Origin of the sequence: Cellulomonas flavigena DSM 20109, from assembly GCF_000092865.1 — a bacterium.
Lineage (GTDB): Bacteria > Actinomycetota > Actinomycetes > Actinomycetales > Cellulomonadaceae > Cellulomonas > Cellulomonas flavigena.
The window spans coordinates 298,811-321,593 of the sequence record NC_014151.1; the positions used below are offsets into that span (position 1 = coordinate 298,811).

The following is a 22,783-nucleotide window of genomic DNA, read 5'->3' on the forward strand; positions in this document are numbered from 1 at the left end:
GGGCACGGACGGCGGGCGGATCGGCCCCGCCGCGGTCGTTGCGGAGGCACACGTGGTGGACGTCGTGGTGCTGGGCCAGGTGGGGCGCGACCTCGTCGTGCGGGTGGACGCCGTGCCGGCCGCGGGTGAGGCCGCGCCCGTCCGCGAGCGCGTCGAGGTGCTGGGCGGCAAGGGCGCGAACCAGGGGGTCGCGTGCGCGCAGCTCGGTCTCGCGACGGCGCTCGTCGGGGTGGTCGGCGACGACCGTGCCGCCGACGCCGTGCTGGAGCGCGCGGTCGCCGACGGGATGGACGTGGGGCACGTCGTGCGGCGCGCGGGGGCGACGACGGCCCTGCTGCTCGACGTCGTCGCGGACGGCGGCGAGCGTCGCCTGCTGGAGCACGTCCCGGACGACGTGCTGCTGCGCCCGGACGACGTGCGCGCGGCGGCCGGGCTGGTGGGCCGCGCACGGGCCGTCCTGCTGCAGCTCCAGCAGCCCGCCGACGCGCTGGCCCCCGCGCTCGGCACCGCCCGCGACGCGCTGCTGGTGGCGGACGGTGCCCCGCAGGACGAGGGGTTCCGCGACACGCTGCTCGACCGGGTGCACGTGCTGCGCGCCGACGAGGACGAGGCGGCACTGCTGCTCGGCGACGCACCCGACGGCGTCGACGCGACCGTCGCCGCGGCACACGAGCTCGTCGGCCGGGGGCCGCGTGTCGTCGCGCTCGAGGCGGGCGACGCCAACGTGGTCGCGTGGGCGGAGGGGCACGTCGTCGTCCCGCTGCTGGGCGGGCCGCCCGTGGACCCGACCGGGGGCGGGGACTCGTTCGTCGCCGGGCTGGTCGCCGCGCTGCTCGCGGGGCACGACGCCGCGACCGCCGCGTGGTGGGCGTCGACGGCTGCCGCCGCCACCGCGTCACGCCTGGGCGGGCGGCCCGACCTGGACGTCGCACGCGTCGCCGCGGACGCCGCGCGCCACCGCCGGGAGCACGAGACCGGGCACTGACCCACCCCCACCCCCGCCCGCGACAGGTCGTTCCAGCTCACCCACTGTGCGCGAGGCCGTCGGTGCCGCGGATCGTGCACGCGCGGCCCGGTGCGGTGTCGTAGCGCACGTAGTCCCACGTCGACGTCCCGCGGTACGTCTCCAGGCCCAGCCCGACGGTGCCGCCGCCCGTCTGCCGCAGGATCTCGTCGAGCACCGCGCGGCCGTCGACGAGCAGCCGCACGTGCTGCCCGCGGACCTCGAGCGCGTACCGGTGCCAGCGCAGCGCGTCGAGTGTGACCACGTGACCCTCGCCGTACGGGTAGAGGAGGCACAGCTCGGTCGCCGAGAAGCCGATCTGCAGCAGGTCGGTCGTGTCGCCGACCCACAGCAGCGTCGGCGGCGTCCCGTTCTCGCCCGTGCAGCCGCCTTGCGCGTCGCCGCCCAGGCGCATGCGGAACTCGACGTCGAAGCCGGTGAGGCGGTTGGCGCTGCCGGTCCACTCCGACGGCGTCGCCTCCTCACGCAGCATGACGAGCGTCTCGGGGTCGACGGTCAGGGTGCCGTCACGGACCTTCGCGGACGCACCGTCCTCGCCCCAGCCGATGACCTGCCACGGCTGCAACGCGGCGTCCTCGAACTCCTCGGGCTGCAGGTCGCCCGCCCACGCGGGTGCGGGCAGCAGCACGACGGCGGCCCGGACGTCCGGGCCGCCGACCGGCGGTGCCACCGGGGCGTCAGCGGCGCCCGGACCGCCGGGCCGCCAGCGTGGCGACGACGGGCGCGAGGAGCGCGACGCCCGCGGCGACGAACGCGGCGGTCGCGACCGTCCCGTCGACGAGGGGGCCGTTGGTGCGGCCCAGGCCGATCCACATCAGGCCCCACCCCATCGCCAGGCCGATCGGCACGACGAGCGTCGGCAGCCGGCGCCCGTACGCGCCGTACGCGATCGCCAGCAGCGCCGCGGCGGAGACCAGCACGACGGACCAGCCGGTGGCCCCGAGCCCGAGCTCGCCGACCTCGGCGTCGGCGAGGAAGGCCGCGGTGTTGGCGAGCGTCGCGACGCTCACCCAGCCGGTGTAGAGACCGACCGTGACGTCGGTGACGACCGACGGCAGGGTCGCGGTGCGCGGCGTGCGCAGGAGCTTGACGTACATGGTCGCGAGCACCGCCAGCAGCACGACGATGACCACGACGCTGCCGCCGACGCTGCCGGTCTGGACCACGCCGATCCACAGCGCGTTGAGCAGCATCGACACGAGCACCCACCACGCGATCGCCCGCAGCCGGCGGTCGGCGGCGTACCGGGGCAGGGCCTGGACGATCGCGAAGACGACGAGGCCGGTGTAGATCACCGACCAGATGGAGAAGGCCGGGCTGTCGGGGGCGACGGGTGTCGCGGTGGCGGACAGCGCGCCGCCGGCGGCCTCGGCGATGGGCTGGCCGCCGAACGCGCCGGAGCCGATGGTGGCGCCGACGATCGCGACGGCGGCGCCGACGAGGACCGTCACCTGGCGGACGCGGTCGCGGGACGTGGTGGTCTGCTGGGGGGCCGTGCTCGTGGTCGTCATGCCCCCAGGGTGACAACACTCAGCAGGCTGAGCATCTTGAACGGTCGTCCGTGCGGGACCGTAACGCTTCAGTGCCGGGAGGCTCAGCGCAACGCGAGCGCGAACGCGTCGGCGACGAGCCTCTCGTCGGTGTCGTCGAGCCCGAGCTTGACGAAGCCGCGCTGGCGCGAGAGCACCGCCAGGCCGTGCAGCGTGGCCCACAGCGTGCGTGACAGGACGCGGGGGTCGGTCCCTGCGGGCAGCGCGCCGGCCTGCTGCGCCGCGAGCACGGCCTGCACGAGCGGCTCGAACGTGGGGGCGCCGGCCTCGATGGTCGCGTCGCTGCGGCCGGTGAACATGATCGCGAAGAACGACGGGTGCTCGCGGGCGAAGGTCAGGTAGGCGACGCCCAGCGCGTGCAGGACCTCACGCGGGTCGTCGGTGGTGCGGGCGGCGCGGGCGAGCGCGGCGCCGAACAGGGCGTAGCCCTCGAGGCACAGCGCGTCGAGCAGGGCGTCGCGGTCCGCGAAGTGCCGGTAGGGCGCGGCGGTGCTGACGCCCAGGCGACGGGCCAGCGCGCTGAGGCTGAAGCCGTCCAGGCCGCGCTCGGCGAGCATCTCGCGCGCGCCGGCGAGGAGCGCCTCCCGCAGCGCCCCGTGGTGGTAGGTGGTCCGCTCACGGGGGGTTCGCGGGCCGGACGGCATGTTGACGACTCTAACATCGGAGACCTATGTTGCACCCGTTCACAATGTGAACGCCTCTCGCATTCAAGGAGCTCGACATGACCACGACAGCGCCCCCTCGGATCGAGCCGCCCGCGGACCCTGCCGTCCGGCGGCGGCGCGTCGGCCTCGGCGTCGTGGCCTTCCTCGCGCTCGGCGTCACGCTGACGATGCTGAGCATCTACGGCAGCGCGAGCCTCGACGAGCTCGCGGCGGACGACGCGGGGCTCGCCGGCGCGTACGCCGTCGCCGCGCCGTTCTTCCAGGGCGCGCTGTACGTGCACATCGTCACCGCGTGCGTCGCGCTCGCTCTGGGGCCGCTGCAGTTCGTCGCACGGCTGCGCCGCAGCCGTCCCCGCCTGCACCGCGGCGTCGGGCGCACGTACCTCGGTGCCGTCGCGCTCGGGGCGGTGTCCGGCCTGGCGATCCTGCCCGTCAACAGCGCCGGGCTCGTCGGGGTCTTCGGCTTCGGGGCGCTCGCGGTGCTCTGGCTCGTCACCGGCTACCGCGCGCTGCGCGCGATTCGCGGCGGCGACGTCGCCACGCACCAGGCCTGGATGATCCGCAGCTACGCCCTGACGTTCGCCGCCGTGACGCTGCGGCTCTGGCTCGGCCTGCTGATGGGCGCTCAGCTCGCCCTCGGCGCCGCGCCCGACGCCGCGTTCGCGAACGCGTACGCGGCCGTGCCGTTCCTGTGCTGGCTGCCCAACCTCGTCGTCGCCGAGGCCCTCGTCCGCCGCCGCGGTCTGCCCTCCTACGCGCTGCCCGCCACGTGAGGGACACGCCCCGTGCGCAGCGCGTGCGCGACGTCGGGGCGCCCATGACCCTGCGCGGCGGCAGCGGCCGCCTCCCAGTCGTAGTCCACGGCCCGGAACGTCACGTCCCACCGCCCGGCGACCTCCTCGACGAGCGCGTACCGCGCGTGGGGCGTGCCCGCCTCGACGACGTGGGGGTGCGGTGCGTCGTCCTCGTACGCCGGCCACCCGACGCTGCCCGGGTTCACCACCAGCGCACCCGTCGGCAGCGTGACCGCGCGCTGCAGGTGCGTGTGCCCGCACAGCAGCAACCGGCGGTGCGCGTGGCCGCCGAGCCGCTCGATCACCTCGTCGACGGTCGCCCGACGCAGGCCCGCCGGCCCGACGGTCTCGAGCAGGTACTGCAGGTCGTCGGTCGGCGAGCCGTGGAACGCCAGCACGTCACCGGGCAGTTCGAGCGTGAGCGGCAGGCCGGCGAGCCACGCGCGGTGCGCGGGCGTGAGCGCGTCGTGCGCCAACCGGTCCGAGGCGCCCATGCGCCCGACCGGCAGGGTCAGCAGCTGGCGCTCGTGGTTGCCGCGCACCGTGGGCAGCCCCAGCTCGACGAGGCGGTCCGCGGTCTCCCGGGGGAGCACCGCACCCGACAGCAGGTCGCCCAGGTTGACCGTCACGTCCACCGCGTGGGCCCCTGCGTCGACCAGCACGGCCTCGAGCGCCGGGAGGTTGCCGTGGACGTCGGAGATCACCGCGATGCGCACGGTCGCGAACCTACCGGGACCGCCGCACGCTCACGTCCGCCGGCGGAACGGCGCGAGGGTCGAGCGGATCGCGTCCGCAGCGCCCCGGTCGGGCTCGAACTGCGCCACGACCGCGAGGTGCTGGCGCAGCTGCACGAGCGGCACTCGCTCGCGCCAGCCCGCGTCCAGCCCGGTGACCTCGGCGTACACGGCGAAGAACCGCGCCGCCTGCGGCGGCGGGGACGTCGTCCAGACGTGCGCGAGGTCGATCTCCGCCCACGTGTACGACACCGCCGGGTCGATGAGGGCGGGTGCGCCGGCCGCCGTCGCGAGCACGTTGCCCGCCCACAGGTCCCCGTGCACCAGGCACGCGGGGCGCTCCGGCAGCAGCTCCGGAAGCCGCGCGCACAGGCGCTCCAGCGCGGCGCGGTCCTCCGCGTCGAGCGCGGCCTGCACGCGCGGCTCGTCGAGCCACCGCAGCAGCCGGTGCTGCGTGAAGAACTCGAAGCCGTCCTCCTCCCACGTGTTCGCCTGCCGACGCCGGCCCAGCCAGTTGTCCTGGTGCCAGCCGAAGCGGTCGTGCGTCGTGGAGTGCACGCGTGCGAGGTCGTGGGCGAGGTGCTCCCAGAACGCCGCGTCGTCCCGGCGGGGGTGCAGCGCCTCGAGGACCAGCAGGTCGGTGCTCGCGAGCAGCACCTCGGGCGTCGTCGCCCCGCCGAGCATGCGCAGGGCCGCCAGACCCTCGGCCTCCGCGGCGAACACGTCGGCCGCCGGCGGCTCGTCGAACGCCTTGACGAAGACCCGCGACCCGTCACGCCGCCGCGCGAGACCCGCAACGGCCGCCTGCCCGCCCTCCGCCGCCTCGACCGCGACCACGTCCGCCACGTCCGCCGCGTGCAGGTGCGCGAGCAGCACCGCCTCGTTCCCTCGTCCGTCCACCCGCGGACCGTAGCGCGTGGTGCGCTCGACGCGCGGCACGGCCGCGTCCGCTGCAGGATCGACACGACACCACCCCCGATCGAGGTGAGGTACCCGTGGAGCACTGGACGATCGCGACCGTCGCGCAGGAGAGCCCCGACTTCCGGCGCGTCCTGTGGACCGGCAAGCACAGCCAGCTCGTCATCATGACGATCCCGCCGGGCGGGGAGATCGGCCAGGAGGTCCATGAGGACATCGACCAGATCCTCACGTTCGTCTCCGGGACGGGCAAGGCGATCGTGTCCGGGCAGGAGCGCAAGGTCGCGCAGGGCGACCTCGTCGTCGTCCCCGCGGGGCGCACCCACAACTTCCTCAACACGGGCGAGAACCCGCTGATCCTCTACACGGTCTACGGCCCGCCCGAGCACGCCGAGGGCGCGGTGCACCGCACCAAGGAGGAGGCGGACGCCGCGGAGGAGTCCGGGCAGGACGAGCCGCCGGAGCAGTGACGGGCGGTCGGCAGCGGCGGCAGGGCGCCCAGGTGAGGATCGGCCTCGCGGCCGATGCCGGTGGCGGAGGCCGTCCCTAAGGTGGACGGCATGATCGTCGCCGAGGACGTCCTGCTGCTGCTGACCGACGACTCCACGGGCCGGTCCGTCGTCGACGGCACGCGCCGTGACATCGCGGTCGCCGGGGCGCTGGTCGGCGAACTCGCGGCGACCGGGAGGCTCGCGGTGGCACGGACCACCGGGCTCTTCGCGCGCACCGAGCTGCGGGTCGTCGACGCGACGCCCTTCGGTGACGACGTGCTCGACGACGCGCTGCAGCGGGCCGGTGCCCGCGGTGGGGCGTCGCCGGCGGCCGTGCTCGAGCGCGTCCGCAAGGGCCGCCCCCGCGAGCGCGTCTACGAGCGGCTGGTCGCGCGCGGGATCCTGCGCGCGGACCACGGGCGCATCCTGGGGATCTTCCCCACCTCGGCGTGGCCCGCGGTCGACTCCGCGCACGAGGCGGAGACGCGCCGGGGCCTGCACGACGTCCTGGTCGTCGGCCGCACGGCGACGCCGCGCGAGGCGGCGCTCGTCGCCCTGCTGGTGGGCGTCGACGGGCTGGCGAAGGTGCTGCCGGGCACGGGCCTGTCGAAGCGCGAGCTCAACGCGCGCGCCAAGCGCGTCGCGGCGCAGGACGTGGGCGGCGAGGCGGTGCGCAAGGCCGTCGAGGCGATGCAGGCCGCCGTCATCGCGGCGAGCACGGCGGCGACGGCCGCGGCGACCTCGGGCTAGTGACGTCCGGCGTCAGCGGCCGGCGTCCGGCCCCGTGCGGTCGCGGCCGACGGCCGGCCCGAGCGTGTCCCACGAGCGCCCCGCCCCGGTCGCGGCCCAGGCGATGAGCACGTCGGTCAGCTCGTCGCGGGAGCCCGCGAGGCCGAAGAGGCGGACGGGGCCCGCATCGGCGCCGTCGTCGTGGTCGTGCTTCCCCGGGCGTCCGCGGCTGCACTCCGGGCACAGCGGGCGGACGCTCGTCGTCCAGTCCTCCGCGGCGCGGTCGATCCCCTCGACGAGCTCGACCAGTGCGGCGCGGTCCTCGTCGGACGGCGCCGTCACCTCGACGGTCCACGTCGGGTGCGGCGAGCGCTCCAGCAGCGCCAGCTCGTTGAACACCGACACCCAGCGGTGCCCGTCGAACCGCTCCCCGTCCGGCACCCCGTCGTGCAGGACGAGGTCGCCCCAGCGGTGACCGGAGTCGGGCGTCGGCACGTTGGCGATGCGCGCGTGCGCGGGGGACAGGCGCTCGGCCCACACGACCTCGGGGTCGTGGACCACGCCGTCGAGGGTCAGCGGGTCCTCCCCGAGCTCGGTCTCGCCCGGGTTGAGACGCACCGGCACGTGGCCGAGCCGCATCTCCAGCGGGCCGTCACCGGGCGGCATCGTGATCCCGAACGCCGACCACGCCCGCCGGGCACGCGCCCAGTCGCCCACGGCCGTCGCGGCGATCCCGAGGTTCCACGCGGCAGGCTCCTCGGTCGGCTCCGCCGCAGCGGCGAGGGCCCGCTCGTTGTGCTCGATCGCGGCCGGCCAGTCACGGCGCCGCTTGGCGGCCAGGCCCAGGTCGAACCACATCGCGCCGTCCGACGAGTCCTGCTCGACGATCTGCCGCGCCAGCCGCTCGGCCGCCGCGTGGTCACCGTCGTCGAGCGCGTGCCGGTAGGCCCGGCGCAGAGCCGAGGTGCCGCGTCGGAACCGCATGACGGGAGTGTGCCACCGTCGCCGGGCCGGGACACGTTGGTCGTGTCTCCCATCGCGAGGCCGGAACAGGGTCGCGGTCGTGATCACTCGACCGAGATGGTGGCGCTGGCGGCGCGTCGGGATGGTGGGAGAGTTCGATCGAACGTTCCCACCACCCCGTGGTCCGAAAGATCCCTGCTGCGTGCTGCGCGGGGCCTGGAGGGAGAGGATCCCACCCGTGAGCGCGAGCCGCGATGCCGTCGAGATCGCCGTCGAGAACGCCTGGCTGGTGCGGATCGACGGCGTGATCGACAACGCCTCCTCTGTCGCTCATCGTGGTGGCGCTCCGCTCGACGAGGCGGACGCTCTCCGGGTACTCCGCCGACGAGTGCGAGCGCAGGCGCCCGACTGGCCGCAGAGTATCCAGGGGTTCGAGTCGTGGACGGCGCCGGGTCTGAGCTCGAGGATTCGGCTCCCGGAAGAGGAGTGGCAACGAATCTGTGGGCTGCTCCTCGCATATCGTGGCCGCACTGCTTCCCTGGGCGACCAGGAAGATCAGACGATGTCGGACATCGTCGCGCGTATCCGGGAAGCGCTTTCTGCGTGAGGAACCCGTCCCGACGGCCATGAACGCTTCCGGTCGGGCGAGAGCGTCCAGGTGTTCTGGGTCGTGACGTCGGCGACGCCGACGCGGAGGCGTGGGGCCGGGGTCCGTCGCCGGCGACGGTCAGCAGACGCGTCCTAGCGCAGGCCGTACGCCTTCATCAGGTCGGTGGCCCGGGTGCCGCGCTTGGCGACCGCGTAGAAGACCTCGGCGTTGAACAGCCGCTCGAGCTTCGGCAGGCACTCGCCGCAGGGGATGCGTTCGGAGAACAGCTGCTCGAGGGCGACGCTCTCCCGGCCGTGCACGCGGCGCAGCTCCTCGACCTGCGTGATCAGCCAGTCCTCGGAGTGCATGAGCCTGCCGGGGCTGTTGCCCGCGTCGAGGTACCGGATCTCCGTGCCGACGCGGACGCGCGCCGTCGCCACGTTGTAGCTCGCGAAAGCCTCCCGGCTGATGCCGGCCTGGGTGACGCGCGCCTCCTTGGCCATCTCCAGGAGCCGGGGGTCGACGGACTGCCCCAGCCGGTTGCCCGCGTGCGCGAGTCCCGGCGGGGTCCGCAGGCGCGTCAGCGCGGCACGCGTCTCCTTCAGCAGCTCGGCGGCGGTCCGCTTCTCGATCTGCTTCGCCCCGGCCCGGGTGACCCGCACGACCGTGCGCCCGCCGATCCGCGCGAGGCTCGCCGCGTCGCCGAGCACGGGGACCATCGCGGCTGCGGAGATGCCGGCCCCGGTCCAGTCACCGTCGATCACGTAGATCGCCGTGTCCGCCGCGTCGGCCAGGACGCCCAGCACCGGGATCATGCCGGCGAGCGCGAGGACGTCGTGCAGGACGTCCTTGCCGGACCGCGACGCGGGCGCCGCGCAGCTGTCGGTCAGCTCCGCCGCGTCTCCCTGGCGGACGTGGACCGGCCCGTCGACGTAGTAGTGGTGGTGGTGGTCGTCGATCTCGAACGAGAGCTGGTGGGCGCCGTCCTCGTCGGTCCGCAGCGGGATCTCGTTCCACCGGCCCACCGCCGCCGCGCACCGCCCCTTCGACTCGTCGAGCCACTCCAGGTTCTCCAGGTCGACGCGGACCTCGCCGCCCAGTCCCGGCGGCGCCTCGGGACCGCTGTGCGGCACGGGGACGCGGTCCTCCTTGTCCTCGGTGTCGTCCTCCAGGAACCACTCCGGCCGGAGCTCGACGATCACGCCCTCGCCGGACGAGAGCTGGAACTCGCGGCTGGTGAGCAGGTTGTGGTGGATCTCGGTGTGGCTGTCGAACGGCAGTCCCGCGGCGCGCTGCACGACCGGCGCACCGGCGCCGGTCCGCCGCAGGAGCGCCGCGGCCACCGCGCGGTTCCCCACCAGGCGCTGGAGGTGCGGCAGCGACGCACGGCCAGGCGGCGGCTGCACGGACGCGGGCGTGCGCGTGCCCACGGCGACGCCCCCGACGGGCCGACGGCTCGGCCTGCGGGTCGCGTCCCCGTCCGCCGGCACCACGTGGCCGGCTGCTCGTGGCGGCACCAGGCCCCCCTCCCGCTCGACAGGCCGAGCATGCGCCGAGAGGCGGGACCCTCCATGCCCGTCGGGGTGTCGTTGCGGGCAGCGCTCCCTGCCCGCAAGGGCAGCTGCCGAGGCGTGTTCCCCGGCTGCGTCCTGACCCCTCACGGCCGCGGGACGCGCCCCGCGGCCGTGCTCACCACTGCGAGCGTGCGTAGTCCTTGAGGAAGCAGCCGTACAGGTCCTCGCCGGCCTCGCCGCGCACGATCGGGTCGTACACGCGGGCCGCGCCGTCGACGAGGTCGAGGGGCGCGTGGAAGCCCTCCTCGGCGAGCCGCACCTTGGTGAAGTGCGGGCGCTCGTCGGTGATCCAGCCGGTGTCGACCGCGGTCATGAGGATGCCGTCGTCCAGCATCTCGGCCGCACTGGTGCGCGTGAGCATGTTGAGCGCGGCCTTGCTCATGTTGGTGTGCGGGTGACCGGGGCCCTTGTAGCCGCGCGAGAACACGCCCTCCATCGCCGAGACGTTGACGATGTATGTGCGCCGCGCGGGCGACGCGGCGAGCGCGGGACGCAGCCGGCTGATGAGGATGAACGGGGCCGTCTGGTTGCACAGCTGGACCTCGAGCAGCTCCATCGGGTCCACCTGCTCGACGGTCGCCACCCAGGAGTTCGTCTCGGCGACGTCGGGGATCAGGCCGCCGGCGTCGATCGACGTGCCGGCGACGAGCCGCTCGAGGCTCGCCGCGTCGGCCGTCAGCGACTGCTGGACCAGCTCGGCCGCGTCGCGGGTCGCCCGCTCGATGGCCAGCGCGGGGCTCGTCAGCTCGCTCACCGAGCCGGCCAGGGCCCGCGGGTGCGCGTCGCTGGTGACGCCGAACGTCGTGATCATGGCCGCGCCCTCGTCGTGCAGCGGGGCGAGCTCGGCCTCCGCGATGCGCGAGTACGCGCCGGGGGAGCGTCGCACGGTCTGCGCGGCGTTGTTGACGAGGATGTCCAGCGGGCCCTGCGCGGCGACGTGGTCGGCCAGCGACACGACCTGCGACGGGTCGCGCAGGTCGATCCCGACGACGTGCAGGCGGTCCATCCAGTCCGCGGAGTCCTCCATGGCGCCGAACCGCCGCACCGCGTCCTTGGGGAACCGTGTCGTGATGGTGAGGTCCGCGCCGTCGCGCAGCAGCCGCAGCGCGATGTACATGCCGATCTTGGCGCGCCCGCCGGTGAGCAGCGCGCGGCGGCCCGTCAGGTCGGTGCGCGCGTCGCGCTTGGCGTGGTGCAGGGCCGCGCACTGCGGGCAGAGCTGGTGGTAGAACGCGTCGACCACCGTGTAGTCCTGCTTGCAGACGTAGCAGGGTCGCGGCTTGAGCAGCGTGCCGGCCGTCGCCCCGGTGGCAGCGGACGACAGCGGGATGCCGTTGGTCTCGTCGTCGATGCGCCCCGGGCTGCCCGTGGCGGTCGCGGCGACGACGGCCGCGTCGGCCTCCGCGATCATGCGGCGCTTCTCGGTGCGGCGGTGCTTCTTGGCGGCCTTGAACATCGACGAGGCCGCCCGGCGGGCCGCCGCGTGCTGCGGGTGGTCCTGCGGGAGGGCCGCGACCTGGTCGGCGACGCGGAGGAAGGTCGCGAACTCACCTGCGTCGACACCGGGGACGTCGGGGGTGTCGACGTCCGTGGGCTCGAGCTCGGGGGTGGGGGTGTGCGCGCTCATGCGCCGATCCGTCCTGCATGGGGGAGTGCCCGCGGGGTCGCCGGGCCCGGAGCATCGTACGCGGCGGGCCGTGGACGGGCCGGGTGACAACCGGGGACGCGCTGCCGTCCTGAGCGGGCGATGCTCCTCAGGAGAGCCAAGCCGCGAGATCGAGTTCGGCCGGGTGCGGTCATGCGCGCAGGGCGTAGTAGATCTCGCGTGCGATGAGGCGCTCGAGGCAGCGGATGATGTCCTCCTTGGACAGGCCTTCCTGCTGCACCGTCGGCGGCTGCGCCCGCGGTCGTGGGACGCGTGCCGGACCCGGGCGGGGGATGCCCGGGCACGGAGCGGCGGGCGCCGCGCCAGGGTCGGGCCCCTGGGCGCGGCGCCATCACGGTCGTCGCGCGCGATCTGACGGCCGGGTGGTTCCCCCGGGGGCGCTAGCGTGTCTGCCGATACCGGGACGAACCGGGATGAAGCACGAGCGGCAGGGGGTCGCATGCGACGGGGACGGAACGTGGGACGGGTCGTGGCGGTGGTGGCCGCCGTCGCGGCCGCGATGATGGCGGCACCCCCGGTGTGGGCGGCCGAGGAGCCCCCGAAGGGCACCGTGGTCGTCTCGATGGTCGGGCTGGGGGGCACGTACACGGGGATCACCTACCAGTCCCTCTGGCAGGGGTCGCGTCCGGCGACGGCCTACGTGCCCTCGTGGGGGCACACCATGCAGGCCACCGCGTACTTCACCAACCTGCCCGAGTTCGGCGGCCCCGCGTGGCCGATCTCGGGCACGATGCAGTCGACCTACCAGTGGCGGGCGCACTGCAATGTGCCGGGCACGGGGAGCCGCACCTTTGCGCTCACGTCGCCGCGCACGATCGACGTGCCGGTACACCCGAGCGCGAGCATCTTCCGGGTCATCCCGCCGTCGGCGGTCGTGACCGACACCGTCACGCTGCCCGCCCTCGAGTGCTGGCGCATCTACATCAACTTCTCGATGCATGGCACCGCGAAGCTGGACGGCTCCGACGGTCTCTTCCTCAACTACTTCACCCCGGGGCCTCAGCACGAGTTCGCGCCCGAGCGGGCGAGCAACGGTGACATCCGGCTCTACCGCATCGCGACCAGCGGAGAGCTCGAGGAGGTGCAGCGCACGGGGAACATCACGACGGTCCCGCAGAAGTTCTTCCAGTACTACTTCACGAGCTGCGCGGCCGCCCGCGAGGCCCTCGGGGTCGTCATCGGCTCGTTCCAGCCTGGAGCGCTGGGGCTCGTCCAGGTGTCGGGCCCCCCGAGCCTGGCGGGCAGCGTCGTCGGCGCCACAGCACGTCAGGCTGGTGCCAAGGACGTCGTCGTGTGGGGCCTGGAGCACGGTACAGCGACGGCCCTCACCCAGGCGCAGGTGGTCTCCGACGGCGGCAGCCCCGTCGACGGCTGCTCCGCCTGACGGACCGCGTCCGTGCGCCCGGCAGGCACCCGCCCGCCGAGCGCACGGAGCCGCGCCGCACGAAGCGGCGACCCGTTGTCCCCCCGACCCCCCGTGGCTACCGTCGAGGGATGGGCGAATCGCGCCTCACCGTCGACGGGCACCCCGTCGTCGCGCTCGGACCCGGCACGTGGGACCTGTTCGCGGGCCTCGCCGAGCGGCACAACGGCGTGTGGGGCGGGTGCTGGTGCACGTACTTCCACCTGTACCCGGACCCCCAGGAGGAGCGCCGGGAGATCGGGCACCGCGAGCTCAAGCGGCGCCTGGTGATGGCGGGGCGCGCGCACGCCGCGCTCGTGCTCGACGGTGACGAGGCCGTCGCGTGGGCGCAGTACGGCACGGTCGCCGAGGTGCCCAACATCCACCACCGCAAGCAGTGGGAGGCGGAGACGACGCAGCGCCCCGACTTCCGGATCACGTGCCTGTTCGTGGACCGCCGGTACCGGCGCGCGGGCATGGCGGCCGTCGCGGTGCGCGGGGCGCTGGCGCTGATCGCGCAGGCCGGCGGCGGGCTCGTCGAGTCCTACCCGCACGACCTGCCGCCGGGGAAGAAGCCGTCGTCGTCGTTCCTCTACAACGCCACGCGGACGATGTACGAGCGCCTCGGGTTCACGTACCAGCGGCCCAAGGGCGTCGGGAACTGCGTGATGACGCTGCAGGTCCCGGCCGCGTAGCCGCCGGAACCTTCCGCGCCCCCGGACCTGGGCAGGGGCGGGCGCGCGCTGCGAACGTACTCGCGGGGCCGATCCTCGGCGGCGTCCTGCTGCACCGCGGGCGGCTGCGCCCGCGGTCGCAGGACGCGTGCCGGACCCGGGCGGGGGATGCCCGGGCACGGAGCGGCGGGCGCCGCGCCGGGGTCGGGACCCCTGGCCGCGGCGCCCGCCGTGTGCCGTGCGTCGTGCGTCAGACGAACCGGCCCCGGGCGAACCCGGCGACGATCCCGCCGATCCCGAACAGCGCCGCCGCCGCGATGCCCCGCCCGACCGAGCTCGCGCCGGCGCCGTCGGCCGCCGCGATGTCGATCGAGTAGGCCGTGACGGACGTCGCGCCCTCGGGGCCGCCGTACGCCATCGACTCGGTCGCGGCGCGCTCGGCACCGGCCTTGATGACGGCGTACTTCACGCCGTAGTCGGCGGCCGTGCCGGCACCGGTCTCGACGAGCACCGAGGTGCCCTCCTGCGACAGGCGGGTCGCACCGTCGACGAGCGCCGGGGCACCCTCGGCGGCCGTGCCCACGCCGTCGGCGAGGGTCTGGGATCCGTCGGCCGCGTCACGCAGGCCGTCGGACAGCTCCCTCGACCCGTCGGCGGCCGTCCGGATGCCGCTCGACAGCTTCGTCGCCCCGTCGGCCGCCGTGCGGGCACCGTCGGCGAGGGCCCGCGACCCGTCGGCCGCGGGTCGCAGACGGTCGGCGAGGGTCAGGGCCCCGTCGGCCGCGGCGCGCACCCCGTCCGACAGGGCGGCGGACCCCTCGGCTGCGGGACGCAGACGGTCGGCCAGGGTCTGCGAGCCGTCGGCTGCGTCGCGCAGCCCGGCCGACAGCCGCTGCGCGCCCGGCGCGAGCCGGCCGGTGCCCGCGGCGAGGTCGGCGGCGCCGTCCGCGAGGGTCCCGGCCCCGACGGACAGCCGCGCCGAGCCGTCGCGCAGCTCTGCCGCGCCGGCCGACAGCTCGCCCAGGCCGTCCACGAGCGCCTGCCCGCCGGTGGACAGCTCCCCGACGCCCGCGGTGAGCGACGCGATGCCGCCGCGCAGCGTCTCGTCCTCCGCGGTCTGGCCCTCGACGCCGACGGCCGCGCGGACGCTCGCCACGACACCGGCCGTGAGGAGGTCGAGACCTCCGTCGGTCATCGCGAGGCCCTCGCGGAGGCCGGCGGCCTTCGCCTCACCGGTCTGGTCGAGCGGGCACGACGGGGAGACGGTGTTGGACAGCCCGCAGCGGGCGGCCTCCAGGCGCGTGACGACGTTGCTGGTGACGCCCGCGAGACCGGTGAACGCCGGCGCGAGCGGCACGGGCGTGGTCGGCGCGGCGGCGTACGCCGTCGGGTTGTACAGCGTGGCGAGCTGCTGGAACTGACCCTTCTGGGTCGGGTCCGAGGTCTGGGCCGCGAGCCCGGTGAAGAGCTGCGCCAGGGCGCCCATCTGCTGGGCGTCGGTCGCAACGGTCACCACGGCGGTCGTCGAGCCGAGGACGCCGTACACCGCGGCGAGCTGCCCCTGCAGGCCCTGCAGCGTCGTGAGCCCGTCGAGCAGGGCGGTCACGCCGCCCTGGAGGCGCGTGATGCCGTCCTTGATCGGCTGGGCCTGCGTCGGCACGCCGCCGATGTCGGTGTACATCTTCTCGAGACCGGCGTCCATGGTCGCCAGGCCGTCGCTGACGAGCGTCAGGCCGCCGAGGAGCTCGGGGACCGCCTCGCCCGCGGAGGTCATGCCGGCGTCCAGGGCCTCGGCGCCGGCCGCGAGCGCGGTCGCACCCTCGTCGAGCGCGTGGGTGCCCGCCGCGACCGCGCCGGCGCCCTGGTGCGCCGCCGCGAGCCCGGCGGCGATCTCCGCGGCGCCGGGTGCGAGCTCGTCGTTGAGTCCGGCGGCGAGGCGGCCGGCGCCGGGGACGGCGTCCTGGGTGAGGCCGTCGGCGAGCCGCGCGGCGCCGGGGGCGAGCTCGCCGTCGAGCGCGCCGGCGAGCCGGGCGGCGCCGGGGACCGCGTCCTTGGTGAGGCCGTCGGCGAGCCGCGCGGCGCCGGGGGCGAGCTCGCCGTCGAGCGCGCCGGCGAGCCGGGCGGCGCCGGGCGCGGCGTCCTTGGTCAGCCCGTCGGCGAGGCGGGTTGCACCGGGTGCGGCGGTGTCGTTCAGCCCGGCCGCGAGCTTGTCGGCGCCCTCCTGGAGCTGCAGGAGCCCGTCGAGGAGCGTCGCGGCGCCGTCGCGCAGCTTGAGCAGGTTGCCGTCGATCTCCGTGGCGCCCTCGGTGAGGCGGATGCCGCTCTCCGCGCCGCCCTCGTAGCTGGCCGAGCCGCCCTTGAACGACGGGCTCGTGAGCGGCGACACGGGCAGCACGGACACGTTGGCCGCGGGGATGCGCCCGCCCGTGATCTTCGCGGTGTAGCCGAACTCCGCGACCGGCGACCCGATCGGCGGGAACAGGGTCATCGTGTAGCTCATCCTGGTGCCGCCGCGCCCGTCGCCGGCCATGTTGGCCTCGGCCGACTCGATCGCGGTGAACGACGGTGGCAGCGTCGTGGTGAGCTGGCCGACGAACGGGATCACCGTCTCGGCGGTCGCTGTGGCCTGCCTGCCCGTGCCGTCGTCGTACGTCACCTGGTCCTGGCGGGTGGTGAGGTTGGTGACGGTGTACCGGACCTCGAGCGTGCCGGAGCGGCCGACGACGGCGCCGGCGGAGACCTTCTCCCCGTCGAGCCGGTAGTCGACCTCGATCTTCACGGGCAGCTCGCCCGTGAAGTCGCTGACCGTGCGCAGACGCTGCTTGCCGTCGACCGTGACGGTCGCCTCGAGCGCGTCGTCGCGGACGGTGTAGCCGCCGAACCCGTCGAGGTTGCGCAGGCCTCGGGTCGAGACCGGGTTGACGACCGTGGTCGTGCCGGTGCCGCTGAACGCGAGCTGGTCGTAGACGCGTGCGACCTGCAGGCGGCCGTCAGCGTCCATGCGTGCCTGGACGGTCTCGGTGTTGGTGACGACGACGTCGCCGGAGGCGGCGGCCAGGGGGCCGGCGGCCGAGGCCGGGACGGCCAGCAGCAGCGCGAGCGGCAGGCCGAGCGTGCCCGCGCCGGCGCGGCGCAGGGCCGTGCGGCGGGCGGCGGACGTGCGTCGAGCGGACGTGCGACGGGGGGACGGTGCGCTCACGTCAGGCCTCCGGGGTGGACTCGAAGGGGCGGAACGGGCGGCCGTCGGGCACGGCCCGCGACGACGGCGTGGCAGGGGCTCGCGGGGCCGGTGCGGCGACCGGCGCCGGCGCGGGTGCGGCCTCGGCGGGCGCGGCGCCGACGGGCTGGAGGTGCCGGACGTCCCGCTCCGCCACCTCCCGCCGACGCTCGGTCTCGCGGTCGACCTGCACGACGGGCCCGAGCAGGGCTGTCGCGAGGAACCCGGCGCCCGCGGTGAGCAGCACGGCGGTCGCGTGGACGGGCGACGTCGTGGCGAACCCGGACGGGTCGGCGGCGTACGGCGCCTCGTAGGACCCGGCCATCGCGGCGGCGCCGAGCAGCGTCGCCCACAGCGGCAGCTTCCCGCCGGTGCCGGCGCCGACGGCGAGGCACACCAGGACGACGACGAGCACGGCGACGGCGCGCCCGCTGGGGGCGTCGGGCAGCAGCGCGGCGCGCAGCAGGTACCCGATCCAGGCGGCGGCGAACCCGGCGGCGAACGCCCCGGCGCGCTGCGCGGGCGTGCGGTCGGGCACGAGCCCGAGGGCCCCGCCGAGGGCGGCCCCGAGCAGGGCGACGCCCTGGACCTCGGCGCCGAGGACGCCGGAGAGCAGGACGGTGAGGGTCGCGAGGACGGCGAGGAAGACGCCCGCGAGCACGTGTCTGATCATGACCACCTCGTTGTGGTGCGAGACGTGACGCCCGGCCGGGGGCGGGGGAGGTCGGGTCGGGACCTTGGTCCCACGCCGGACCGAGCGCGGCCTGTCTAGCAGCGCACACAGTGGCTCGAACAGTCGGTACTAGGTAACTCCCACCGTCCGGGCGTACATCGTGACCCTGGCGTTACTCACCAGTACGCCGTCAGGCGCCGCCCAGGTGCTCCGCGCGCAGGTGCGCCGCGTACGCGGCGGTCGCCGCGGCCGACGCACCGCGCTCGCTGCCCGTCCGGACCCGCGCCGGGACCACGGGGACCCGCCCGCCGTCGCGCGTCCGCACCACGAGCACCCCGACGTCCGACCCCGGCGCCCGCTCGGCGTCCACTGACACCACGTCCACCCACGGCACCTCCAGCAGCGGCGTACCGCGCCCGTCGAGCCAGACCTCCAGCGCCGTCACGGTCTCGACGAGCGTCAGACCCGCCCCCATGAGGCGGGGCAGCCGGGTGCGGACCCTCCGGCGGGCCAGCTCCTCCACGAACCCCGCGCCCTGCGTGGCCCGCCACCGCGCCGCGCCGAGGCGCTCGCGGTCCAGCCGGCGGGCGGACGCCTCGCGCAGCTGCCGCCGCCGCCACGCGTACCAGGCGATCCCGCCGATGCTCAGCACCAGCCCGAGGGTCACCCCGAGGTTCGTCTCCCACGACCCGGCGTGCCGCCTCACCTGCACCGTCGCGACGACGACCAGCGGGACGACCGCCAGCACGAGCGAGCGGACGACGGGGGCCAGCGTCGAGCCCGTCCACACCGGGCGGCCCTTCTCCTCGCGCAACGCCGCGACCACGTCCTCGACCGGGTGCCCGAGCGCCACCGCGAGCCGGTGCGCGTCGGCCCGCGTCAGCCGCCACGCCACGACCGTCCCCGCCGCGTCCACCACCGCGGACGTGCCGTCGTCCTGCAGCAGCGTCCGGTGCGAGCGCGGCCGACGCAGCCGCCGGTCGGGCAGAGACCGGCGCCCGTGCCGCCGGCGCCACGCCCCCGCCACCGTCATGAGCAGGAACCGCTCGACGACGTGCGCGTCGCGCGTCACCAGGTGGATGCCCCGCACGCTCTCGCCCTCGACGCCCCACACCGCGAGCGTCCCGTCCAGCTCGTCGACCACCACGTCCGTCGCCGGTCCCTCGACGTGCAGCGGGGCGGATCCGCTCACCACGTGGCCCGACTCCCGCAGGGCGTCCACCACGAAAGGCCGGACGGGCAGGCGCGGCTCGAGAGGCACGGCGCGAGGGTACCGGCCCTCGGGTGGACGCCGGACGGCCCGTGCGCGTCACGCCGTGAGCACTTCCTCGTCCCGCTCGACCAGGGGGAGCAGGGCCGCCGGCGAGGTGTCCGGGGGCCGCCTCCACCCTTCGATGCAACCTCCGCGGTTGGTCCCCGCGCCCGGCGCGGCCGCACCCCCCGGATTCCTAGCGTCGAGCCATGCCCGACCGGCTCCGACGAAAGGGACTCCGATGAGCACCGTCACCGCACCAGCACCCCCGCAGCAGCAGCGCGGCAGTGTGCTCGACCTGATCCGCCGCCGCCCGCTGCTGGCGTTCTTCGTGCTCGCGAACGCCGCGAGCTGGCTCGCGTGGCTCCCGTACATCCTGTCGAACCACGGCCTGGGGCTCTGGGACTTCAGCTTCCCCGGCGGCTTCGTCGGCGGGCAGCTGCTCGGGATGCTGCCCGGCGCCTACCTCGGCCCCATCGGCGCGGCGCTGGCCGTGACCGCGATCGCCGAGGGGCGTGACGGGCTGCGCCGGTGGGCGCGTCGCCTGTGGAACTGGAAGGTCAGCTGGAAGTGGTATGTCGGCATCCTGCTCGGCGTCCCCACCGCCCTGGTCCTGTCCGGGCTGGTGTTCTCCGGCGGGCAGGCGAGCATGCCGTCCACCGTGGTGCTGGTCGGGCTGCTGCCCGGCCTGCTGTTCCAGATGGTGACGACGGGCCTGGCGGAGGAGCCGGGCTGGCGCGACTTCGCGCTGCCGCGCATGCAGCGGATGATCGGCGCACCCGGCGCGGCCGTCGTCATCGGCGCGCTGTGGGGCGTGTGGCACCTGCCGCTGTTCGTCACCGAGTGGGCCGAGTGGAGCGGCACGGCCTGGTACCGGGGGCCGGAGTTCGTGGCCTTCTGCATCGCGTTCAACGTCGTCATGACGTGGGTGTTCAACCGCACCGGGCAGAGCCTGCCGATGGCGATGCTGCTGCACGTCAGCGTCAACAACTTCGCGGGCGCCTGGAGCGAGATCTTCCCGACGTGGGACAGCCCGATGTTCCAGCACGTGCTGCTGGCGGCGGCGACCGCGGGCGCCGCCGTGGCCCTCGTGGGCACGCGGGGTCGCCTCGGGTACGACCCGCAGCAGGCTGACGGGCTCGAGCACCGCCTCCCTGCGGCGCGTCTATCGTGACGTCGATGACTCCCGCTCAGCAGCGCCGCCGGCCGACGGACGTCGTGCCGGCGGTCTGCTGGCTGCTCGCGGTCGCGGTGCTCGCCGTGCCGGCCCTGGCACAGGGCACCGGCCCGACGCCCGCGCGCGGCGCGCCCGGGTTCGGCGACGCCGCGTGGTGGTGGGCCCTCGGGCTGCTGACCCTGCAGGCCGTCGTGGTCGCCCGCTGCGGCACTCGGCCCCGTGCGGCGGTGCTCCTCGTGGCCGGTGTGCTGCCGGGGTTCGTCGTGCTCGGCGAGGCGATCGGCGTGGCTCTCGTCGCCGTGATCGTCGCGACGTACCGCGCGGTGCTGGCGCGCCCCGCCCGCCCGCTCGTGCCCACCCTGGTCGCCGCCGGCGCGCTGGTCACCGCGAGCGTCGCGGCCGCCGACGTCGGGATCGGGAACCGCGGCTGGGCGGTGGCGCTGGCGGGTGTGCTGCAGGCCGTCGCCGCCGTCGTGCTGCCGCTCGTGCTCGCCGGCGTCGTGGGGGCACGGCGGGACGCGGTCGACGCGCTCGCGCGCAGCGCGGCAGCCCTCGAGCGGGAGCGCGACGCGCGCGTGCAGGTCGCGGTCGAGCGGGAGCGCACGGCGATGGCCCGCGAGCTGCACGACATCGCCGCGCACCACCTGTCCGGGATCGCGGTGATGACGGGCGCGATCGGCCGTCAGATCGACGTCGACCCCGAGGGGGCCAAGAAGGCCGTCGCGCAGGTGCGCGAGCAGAGCACCGCGATGCTGCGGGACCTGCGCAACCTCGTCGTGCTGCTGCGCGACGCGACCCCGTCCGAGGCTGACGGGGAAGTCCGCATGGAGACGCTCGCGGGCGTCGCCGACCTGGTCGCCCGCGCCCGGGCGACGGGCCAGGACGTCACGCTGAGCGAGACCGGCCCGGTCGCCGACGTCGCGACGTCGGGTGCGGTCGGGCCGCTCGCGCAGCTCGCCGCGTACCGCGTCGTGCAGGAGGCGCTGTCCAACGCCGCCCGCCACGCGCCCGGCGCGCGGTGCGACGTGCGGCTCGACGCGGGCACGGCCGGCCGCGTCGAGGTCGAGGTCCGCAACGGGCCCAGCGGCCCAGGCCTCGAGCCGGCGGCGCACGAGCCCGGCTACGGTCTGGTCGGGATGCGGGAGCGCGCCGAGCTCACGGGCGCCACCCTGCGGTACGGGCCCACCGTCGACGGCGGGTGGCAGGTGCGCATGGTGGTGCCGGTGGGGGAGGTCGTGGCGCAGCCCGTGGCGGACGCGACGCGTGAGGAGCAGGACCGATGACCCAGGGGACCGTGCGCGTCGTCGTCGCCGACGACCAGCCGCTCGTGCGTGCCGGGCTGTCGACCGTCATCGACACCGAGCCCGGGCTGGAGGTCGTGGGGCAGGCGGGCGACGGCGCCACGGCCGTCGCGCTCGCGCACGAGCTGCGGCCCGACGTGGTGTGCATGGACATCCGCATGCCCGGCACCGACGGCATCACCGCGACCCGCGCGCTGTGCGGCCCGGACGTCACCGACCCCATCCCGGTGCTGGTGCTCACGACGTTCGACGTCGACGAGTACCTGTTCGGCGCGCTGGAGGCCGGCGCCTCGGGGTTCCTGCTCAAGGACGCCGAGCCCGCGACCCTCGTCGAGGCCGTGCGCTCGGTGGCCGCCGGGCACGGCATGCTCGCCAACGCCCTGACGCGCCGCGTGCTGCGGGAGGTCGTGACGCGCCGCCGCACCCAGCCCGTCACGGCGGCGCGTGCGAGCGAGCTGCTGACGCCGCGCGAGCTCGACATCCTGCTGCTGCTCGCGCAGGGCATGTCCAACGAGGAGATCGCGCGCGAGCTGTACCTCGAGGTGTCGACCGTGAAGTCCCACCTGGCGCGGGCGATGCCGAAGCTCGGCGTGAGGTCGCGGCTGCAGGCCGTGGTGTGGGCGTACCAGAACGGGATCGTCGACGTGCCGCGCTGAGGCCCGGGATGTGCAGGGTTCGTCCTGCTCAGCGTGACGAACCCTGCACACCGCGGAACGTCAGACGGGGGGAGATCAGGTAGCCGTAGTCCTCCGGGGCCAGCTCGCTCACGCCGTCGAAGGGGTCGACGACCCGTGGGCGGGGGTACGTCCCGTGCGAGGCCTCCAGGACCAGGCACGCCTCCGACGCGATCCGCCGCACGCGCACCTCCTCCTCGAGATCGAGGTCCACGTCGGGGACGCCCATGTGCCAGCGGGCGACGTGGCTGCGACCGATGTCACCCGGGACGAGCAGGGCGTACGTGCCGTGCTCGTCCGTCCTGCGCAGCACGTCGACCACCAGGCCGAGCACCTGGTCGCGGCGGCGCAGGAGGTAGTGGTCACGCGCGCGGCCGCGGTCGTCCTCGTCGGGCCTGTCCGACCCGCAGCGCACGAGCGCGTACCCGGCCGCCTCGTCGACGACGTGGTAGCGGTCGAGCACCTCGATGCCCTCGCCGAACAGGGCGGAGACGTCGCGGCGGTCGGCCTTGCGGTACTCGAACACGGTGGTCCTCCCGATGCGGCGGCAGACGTGCGTGCCTGCACCGGACCGTACCGACGGGTTCGGTGCGGCACCGGAGGGCCGGTGCGGTTCACCCGTTCGGCCCAGCGCGGGCCGCAGACCGGGCTGCCCGAGGAGCCTCGTCCGCCGGCGACCATCTCCCGGGCGCACCTTTCCTCCGCGGTCCCCACCC

22 protein-coding genes are annotated in these 22,783 nt (G+C 75.2%); 10 read left to right on the plus strand and 12 right to left on the minus strand.

Going from position 1 to position 22,783, the window contains the following annotated elements; translation table 11 throughout:
* The first annotated feature begins 52 nt into the window (after nt 1-52).
* On the plus strand, nt 53-985 hold the full coding sequence (locus tag CFLA_RS01310; RefSeq protein ID WP_013115512.1) for a PfkB family carbohydrate kinase: 933 nt from the start codon (nt 53-55) through the stop codon (nt 983-985).
* 37 nt (nt 986-1,022) lie between these two features.
* Here the strand turns inward: CFLA_RS01310 and CFLA_RS01315 are convergent, their stop codons facing one another.
* From CFLA_RS01315 to CFLA_RS01325, 3 genes are all read right to left on the minus strand, one after another.
* A complete protein-coding gene (locus CFLA_RS01315; RefSeq protein WP_013115513.1) occupies nt 1,023-1,694 on the minus strand; it encodes a LamG domain-containing protein in 672 nt (223 codons plus the stop codon).
* Between the two features lie 7 nt (nt 1,695-1,701).
* Complete coding sequence (locus tag CFLA_RS01320; protein WP_013115514.1) at nt 1,702-2,535, minus strand: tryptophan-rich sensory protein; 834 nt, start codon at nt 2,533-2,535, stop codon at nt 1,702-1,704.
* Between the two features lie 83 nt (nt 2,536-2,618).
* Entirely contained in the window at nt 2,619-3,218 is a 600-nt protein-coding gene (locus CFLA_RS01325) for a TetR/AcrR family transcriptional regulator (protein ID WP_013115515.1), read from the minus strand.
* A gap of 77 nt (nt 3,219-3,295) precedes the next feature.
* Between CFLA_RS01325 and CFLA_RS01330 the strand changes: the two genes are divergently transcribed.
* Entirely contained in the window at nt 3,296-4,012 is a 717-nt protein-coding gene (locus tag CFLA_RS01330) for a DUF2306 domain-containing protein (protein WP_013115516.1), read from the plus strand.
* On the opposite strand, the gene CFLA_RS01335 is transcribed toward CFLA_RS01330, so the two are convergent.
* The gene (locus CFLA_RS01335; RefSeq protein WP_013115517.1) at nt 3,991-4,749 is read right to left on the minus strand and encodes a metallophosphoesterase family protein; all 759 of its coding nucleotides are present in this window, start codon (nt 4,747-4,749) and stop codon (nt 3,991-3,993) included. The genes CFLA_RS01330 and CFLA_RS01335 overlap by 22 nt on opposite strands.
* Nucleotides 4,750-4,779: 30 nt before the next feature.
* Nucleotides 4,780-5,667 carry a fructosamine kinase family protein gene (locus CFLA_RS01340; protein ID WP_043599477.1) on the minus strand — a complete coding sequence of 296 codons (888 nt, stop codon included), beginning with the start codon at nt 5,665-5,667 and terminating at the stop codon, nt 4,780-4,782.
* Nucleotides 5,668-5,762: 95 nt separating this feature from the next.
* On the opposite strand from CFLA_RS01340, the gene CFLA_RS01345 reads away from it, so the two are divergent.
* Both CFLA_RS01345 and CFLA_RS01350 read left to right on the plus strand, forming a co-directional pair.
* Nucleotides 5,763-6,155 (plus strand): cupin domain-containing protein, encoded by a 393-nt coding sequence (locus CFLA_RS01345; protein ID WP_013115519.1) that lies wholly within the window; start codon nt 5,763-5,765, stop codon nt 6,153-6,155.
* Nucleotides 6,156-6,245: 90 nt separating this feature from the next.
* On the plus strand, nt 6,246-6,926 hold the full coding sequence (locus CFLA_RS01350) for a GOLPH3/VPS74 family protein (protein WP_043599479.1): 681 nt from the start codon (nt 6,246-6,248) through the stop codon (nt 6,924-6,926).
* A 12-nt stretch (nt 6,927-6,938) separates the two neighbouring features.
* On the opposite strand, the gene CFLA_RS01355 is transcribed toward CFLA_RS01350, so the two are convergent.
* Entirely contained in the window at nt 6,939-7,889 is a 951-nt protein-coding gene (locus CFLA_RS01355) for a tetratricopeptide repeat protein (protein ID WP_013115521.1), read from the minus strand.
* 217 nt (nt 7,890-8,106) lie between these two features.
* Between CFLA_RS01355 and CFLA_RS01360 the strand changes: the two genes are divergently transcribed.
* Nucleotides 8,107-8,475 carry a hypothetical protein gene (locus tag CFLA_RS01360; RefSeq protein ID WP_043598674.1) on the plus strand — a complete coding sequence of 123 codons (369 nt, stop codon included), beginning with the start codon at nt 8,107-8,109 and terminating at the stop codon, nt 8,473-8,475.
* A 134-nt stretch (nt 8,476-8,609) separates the two neighbouring features.
* Here CFLA_RS01360 and CFLA_RS01365 read toward each other — a convergent pair whose 3' ends face one another.
* Complete coding sequence (locus tag CFLA_RS01365) at nt 8,610-9,887, minus strand: nucleic acid/nucleotide deaminase domain-containing protein (RefSeq protein WP_148234260.1); 1,278 nt, start codon at nt 9,885-9,887, stop codon at nt 8,610-8,612.
* A gap of 259 nt (nt 9,888-10,146) precedes the next feature.
* The gene (locus CFLA_RS01370; protein ID WP_013115523.1) at nt 10,147-11,658 is read right to left on the minus strand and encodes an SDR family NAD(P)-dependent oxidoreductase; all 1,512 of its coding nucleotides are present in this window, start codon (nt 11,656-11,658) and stop codon (nt 10,147-10,149) included.
* 496 nt (nt 11,659-12,154) lie between these two features.
* Between CFLA_RS01370 and CFLA_RS01375 the strand changes: the two genes are divergently transcribed.
* Both CFLA_RS01375 and CFLA_RS01380 read left to right on the plus strand, forming a co-directional pair.
* Nucleotides 12,155-13,081, plus strand: coding sequence for a hypothetical protein (locus tag CFLA_RS01375; protein ID WP_148234261.1), 927 nt, complete (start codon nt 12,155-12,157; stop codon nt 13,079-13,081).
* A gap of 110 nt (nt 13,082-13,191) precedes the next feature.
* Complete coding sequence (locus CFLA_RS01380) at nt 13,192-13,794, plus strand: hypothetical protein (protein ID WP_013115525.1); 603 nt, start codon at nt 13,192-13,194, stop codon at nt 13,792-13,794.
* Between the two features lie 229 nt (nt 13,795-14,023).
* Here CFLA_RS01380 and CFLA_RS18800 read toward each other — a convergent pair whose 3' ends face one another.
* The 3 genes from CFLA_RS18800 to CFLA_RS01395 form a co-directional block, all read right to left on the minus strand.
* Nucleotides 14,024-16,972 (minus strand): hypothetical protein, encoded by a 2,949-nt coding sequence (locus CFLA_RS18800; protein ID WP_013115526.1) that lies wholly within the window; start codon nt 16,970-16,972, stop codon nt 14,024-14,026.
* Between the two features lies 1 nt (nt 16,973).
* On the minus strand, nt 16,974-17,663 hold the full coding sequence (locus tag CFLA_RS01390; protein ID WP_013115527.1) for a hypothetical protein: 690 nt from the start codon (nt 17,661-17,663) through the stop codon (nt 16,974-16,976).
* Nucleotides 17,664-17,853: 190 nt separating this feature from the next.
* Nucleotides 17,854-18,924: a hypothetical protein gene (locus tag CFLA_RS01395; RefSeq protein ID WP_013115528.1), complete on the minus strand. Its 1,071-nt coding sequence runs from the start codon at nt 18,922-18,924 to the stop codon at nt 17,854-17,856.
* 232 nt (nt 18,925-19,156) lie between these two features.
* Here CFLA_RS01395 and CFLA_RS01400 point away from each other — a divergent pair, with 232 nt between their 5' ends.
* From CFLA_RS01400 to CFLA_RS01410, 3 genes are read left to right on the plus strand one after another with little or no spacing between them, the layout of a single operon-like run.
* Nucleotides 19,157-20,089: a CPBP family intramembrane glutamic endopeptidase gene (locus tag CFLA_RS01400; RefSeq protein ID WP_013115529.1), complete on the plus strand. Its 933-nt coding sequence runs from the start codon at nt 19,157-19,159 to the stop codon at nt 20,087-20,089.
* Nucleotides 20,090-20,094: 5 nt separating this feature from the next.
* On the plus strand, nt 20,095-21,375 hold the full coding sequence (locus tag CFLA_RS01405; RefSeq protein WP_013115530.1) for a sensor histidine kinase: 1,281 nt from the start codon (nt 20,095-20,097) through the stop codon (nt 21,373-21,375).
* Nucleotides 21,372-22,049 (plus strand): response regulator, encoded by a 678-nt coding sequence (locus tag CFLA_RS01410; protein WP_013115531.1) that lies wholly within the window; start codon nt 21,372-21,374, stop codon nt 22,047-22,049. The genes CFLA_RS01405 and CFLA_RS01410 overlap by 4 nt, the downstream gene beginning before the upstream one ends.
* A 28-nt stretch (nt 22,050-22,077) precedes the next feature.
* On the opposite strand, the gene CFLA_RS01415 is transcribed toward CFLA_RS01410, so the two are convergent.
* On the minus strand, nt 22,078-22,593 hold the full coding sequence (locus CFLA_RS01415; protein WP_013115532.1) for a hypothetical protein: 516 nt from the start codon (nt 22,591-22,593) through the stop codon (nt 22,078-22,080).
* Between the last annotated feature and the right edge of the window lie 190 nt (nt 22,594-22,783).

Coding starts and splice junctions, on each gene's coding strand:
- CFLA_RS01320 (WP_013115514.1), bottom strand. CDS start 2,535: ATGACGACCACGAGCACGGCCCCCCAGCAGACCACCACGTCCCGCGAC.
- CFLA_RS01410 (WP_013115531.1), top strand. CDS start 21,372: ATGACCCAGGGGACCGTGCGCGTCGTCGTCGCCGACGACCAGCCGCTC.
- CFLA_RS01380 (WP_013115525.1), top strand. CDS start 13,192: ATGGGCGAATCGCGCCTCACCGTCGACGGGCACCCCGTCGTCGCGCTC.
- CFLA_RS01390 (WP_013115527.1), bottom strand. CDS start 17,663: ATGATCAGACACGTGCTCGCGGGCGTCTTCCTCGCCGTCCTCGCGACC.
- CFLA_RS01370 (WP_013115523.1), bottom strand. CDS start 11,658: ATGAGCGCGCACACCCCCACCCCCGAGCTCGAGCCCACGGACGTCGAC.
- CFLA_RS01405 (WP_013115530.1), top strand. CDS start 20,095: ATGACTCCCGCTCAGCAGCGCCGCCGGCCGACGGACGTCGTGCCGGCG.
- CFLA_RS01350 (WP_043599479.1), top strand. CDS start 6,246: ATGATCGTCGCCGAGGACGTCCTGCTGCTGCTGACCGACGACTCCACG.
- CFLA_RS01325 (WP_013115515.1), bottom strand. CDS start 3,218: ATGCCGTCCGGCCCGCGAACCCCCCGTGAGCGGACCACCTACCACCAC.
- CFLA_RS01355 (WP_013115521.1), bottom strand. CDS start 7,889: ATGCGGTTCCGACGCGGCACCTCGGCTCTGCGCCGGGCCTACCGGCAC.
- CFLA_RS01400 (WP_013115529.1), top strand. CDS start 19,157: ATGAGCACCGTCACCGCACCAGCACCCCCGCAGCAGCAGCGCGGCAGT.
- CFLA_RS01330 (WP_013115516.1), top strand. CDS start 3,296: ATGACCACGACAGCGCCCCCTCGGATCGAGCCGCCCGCGGACCCTGCC.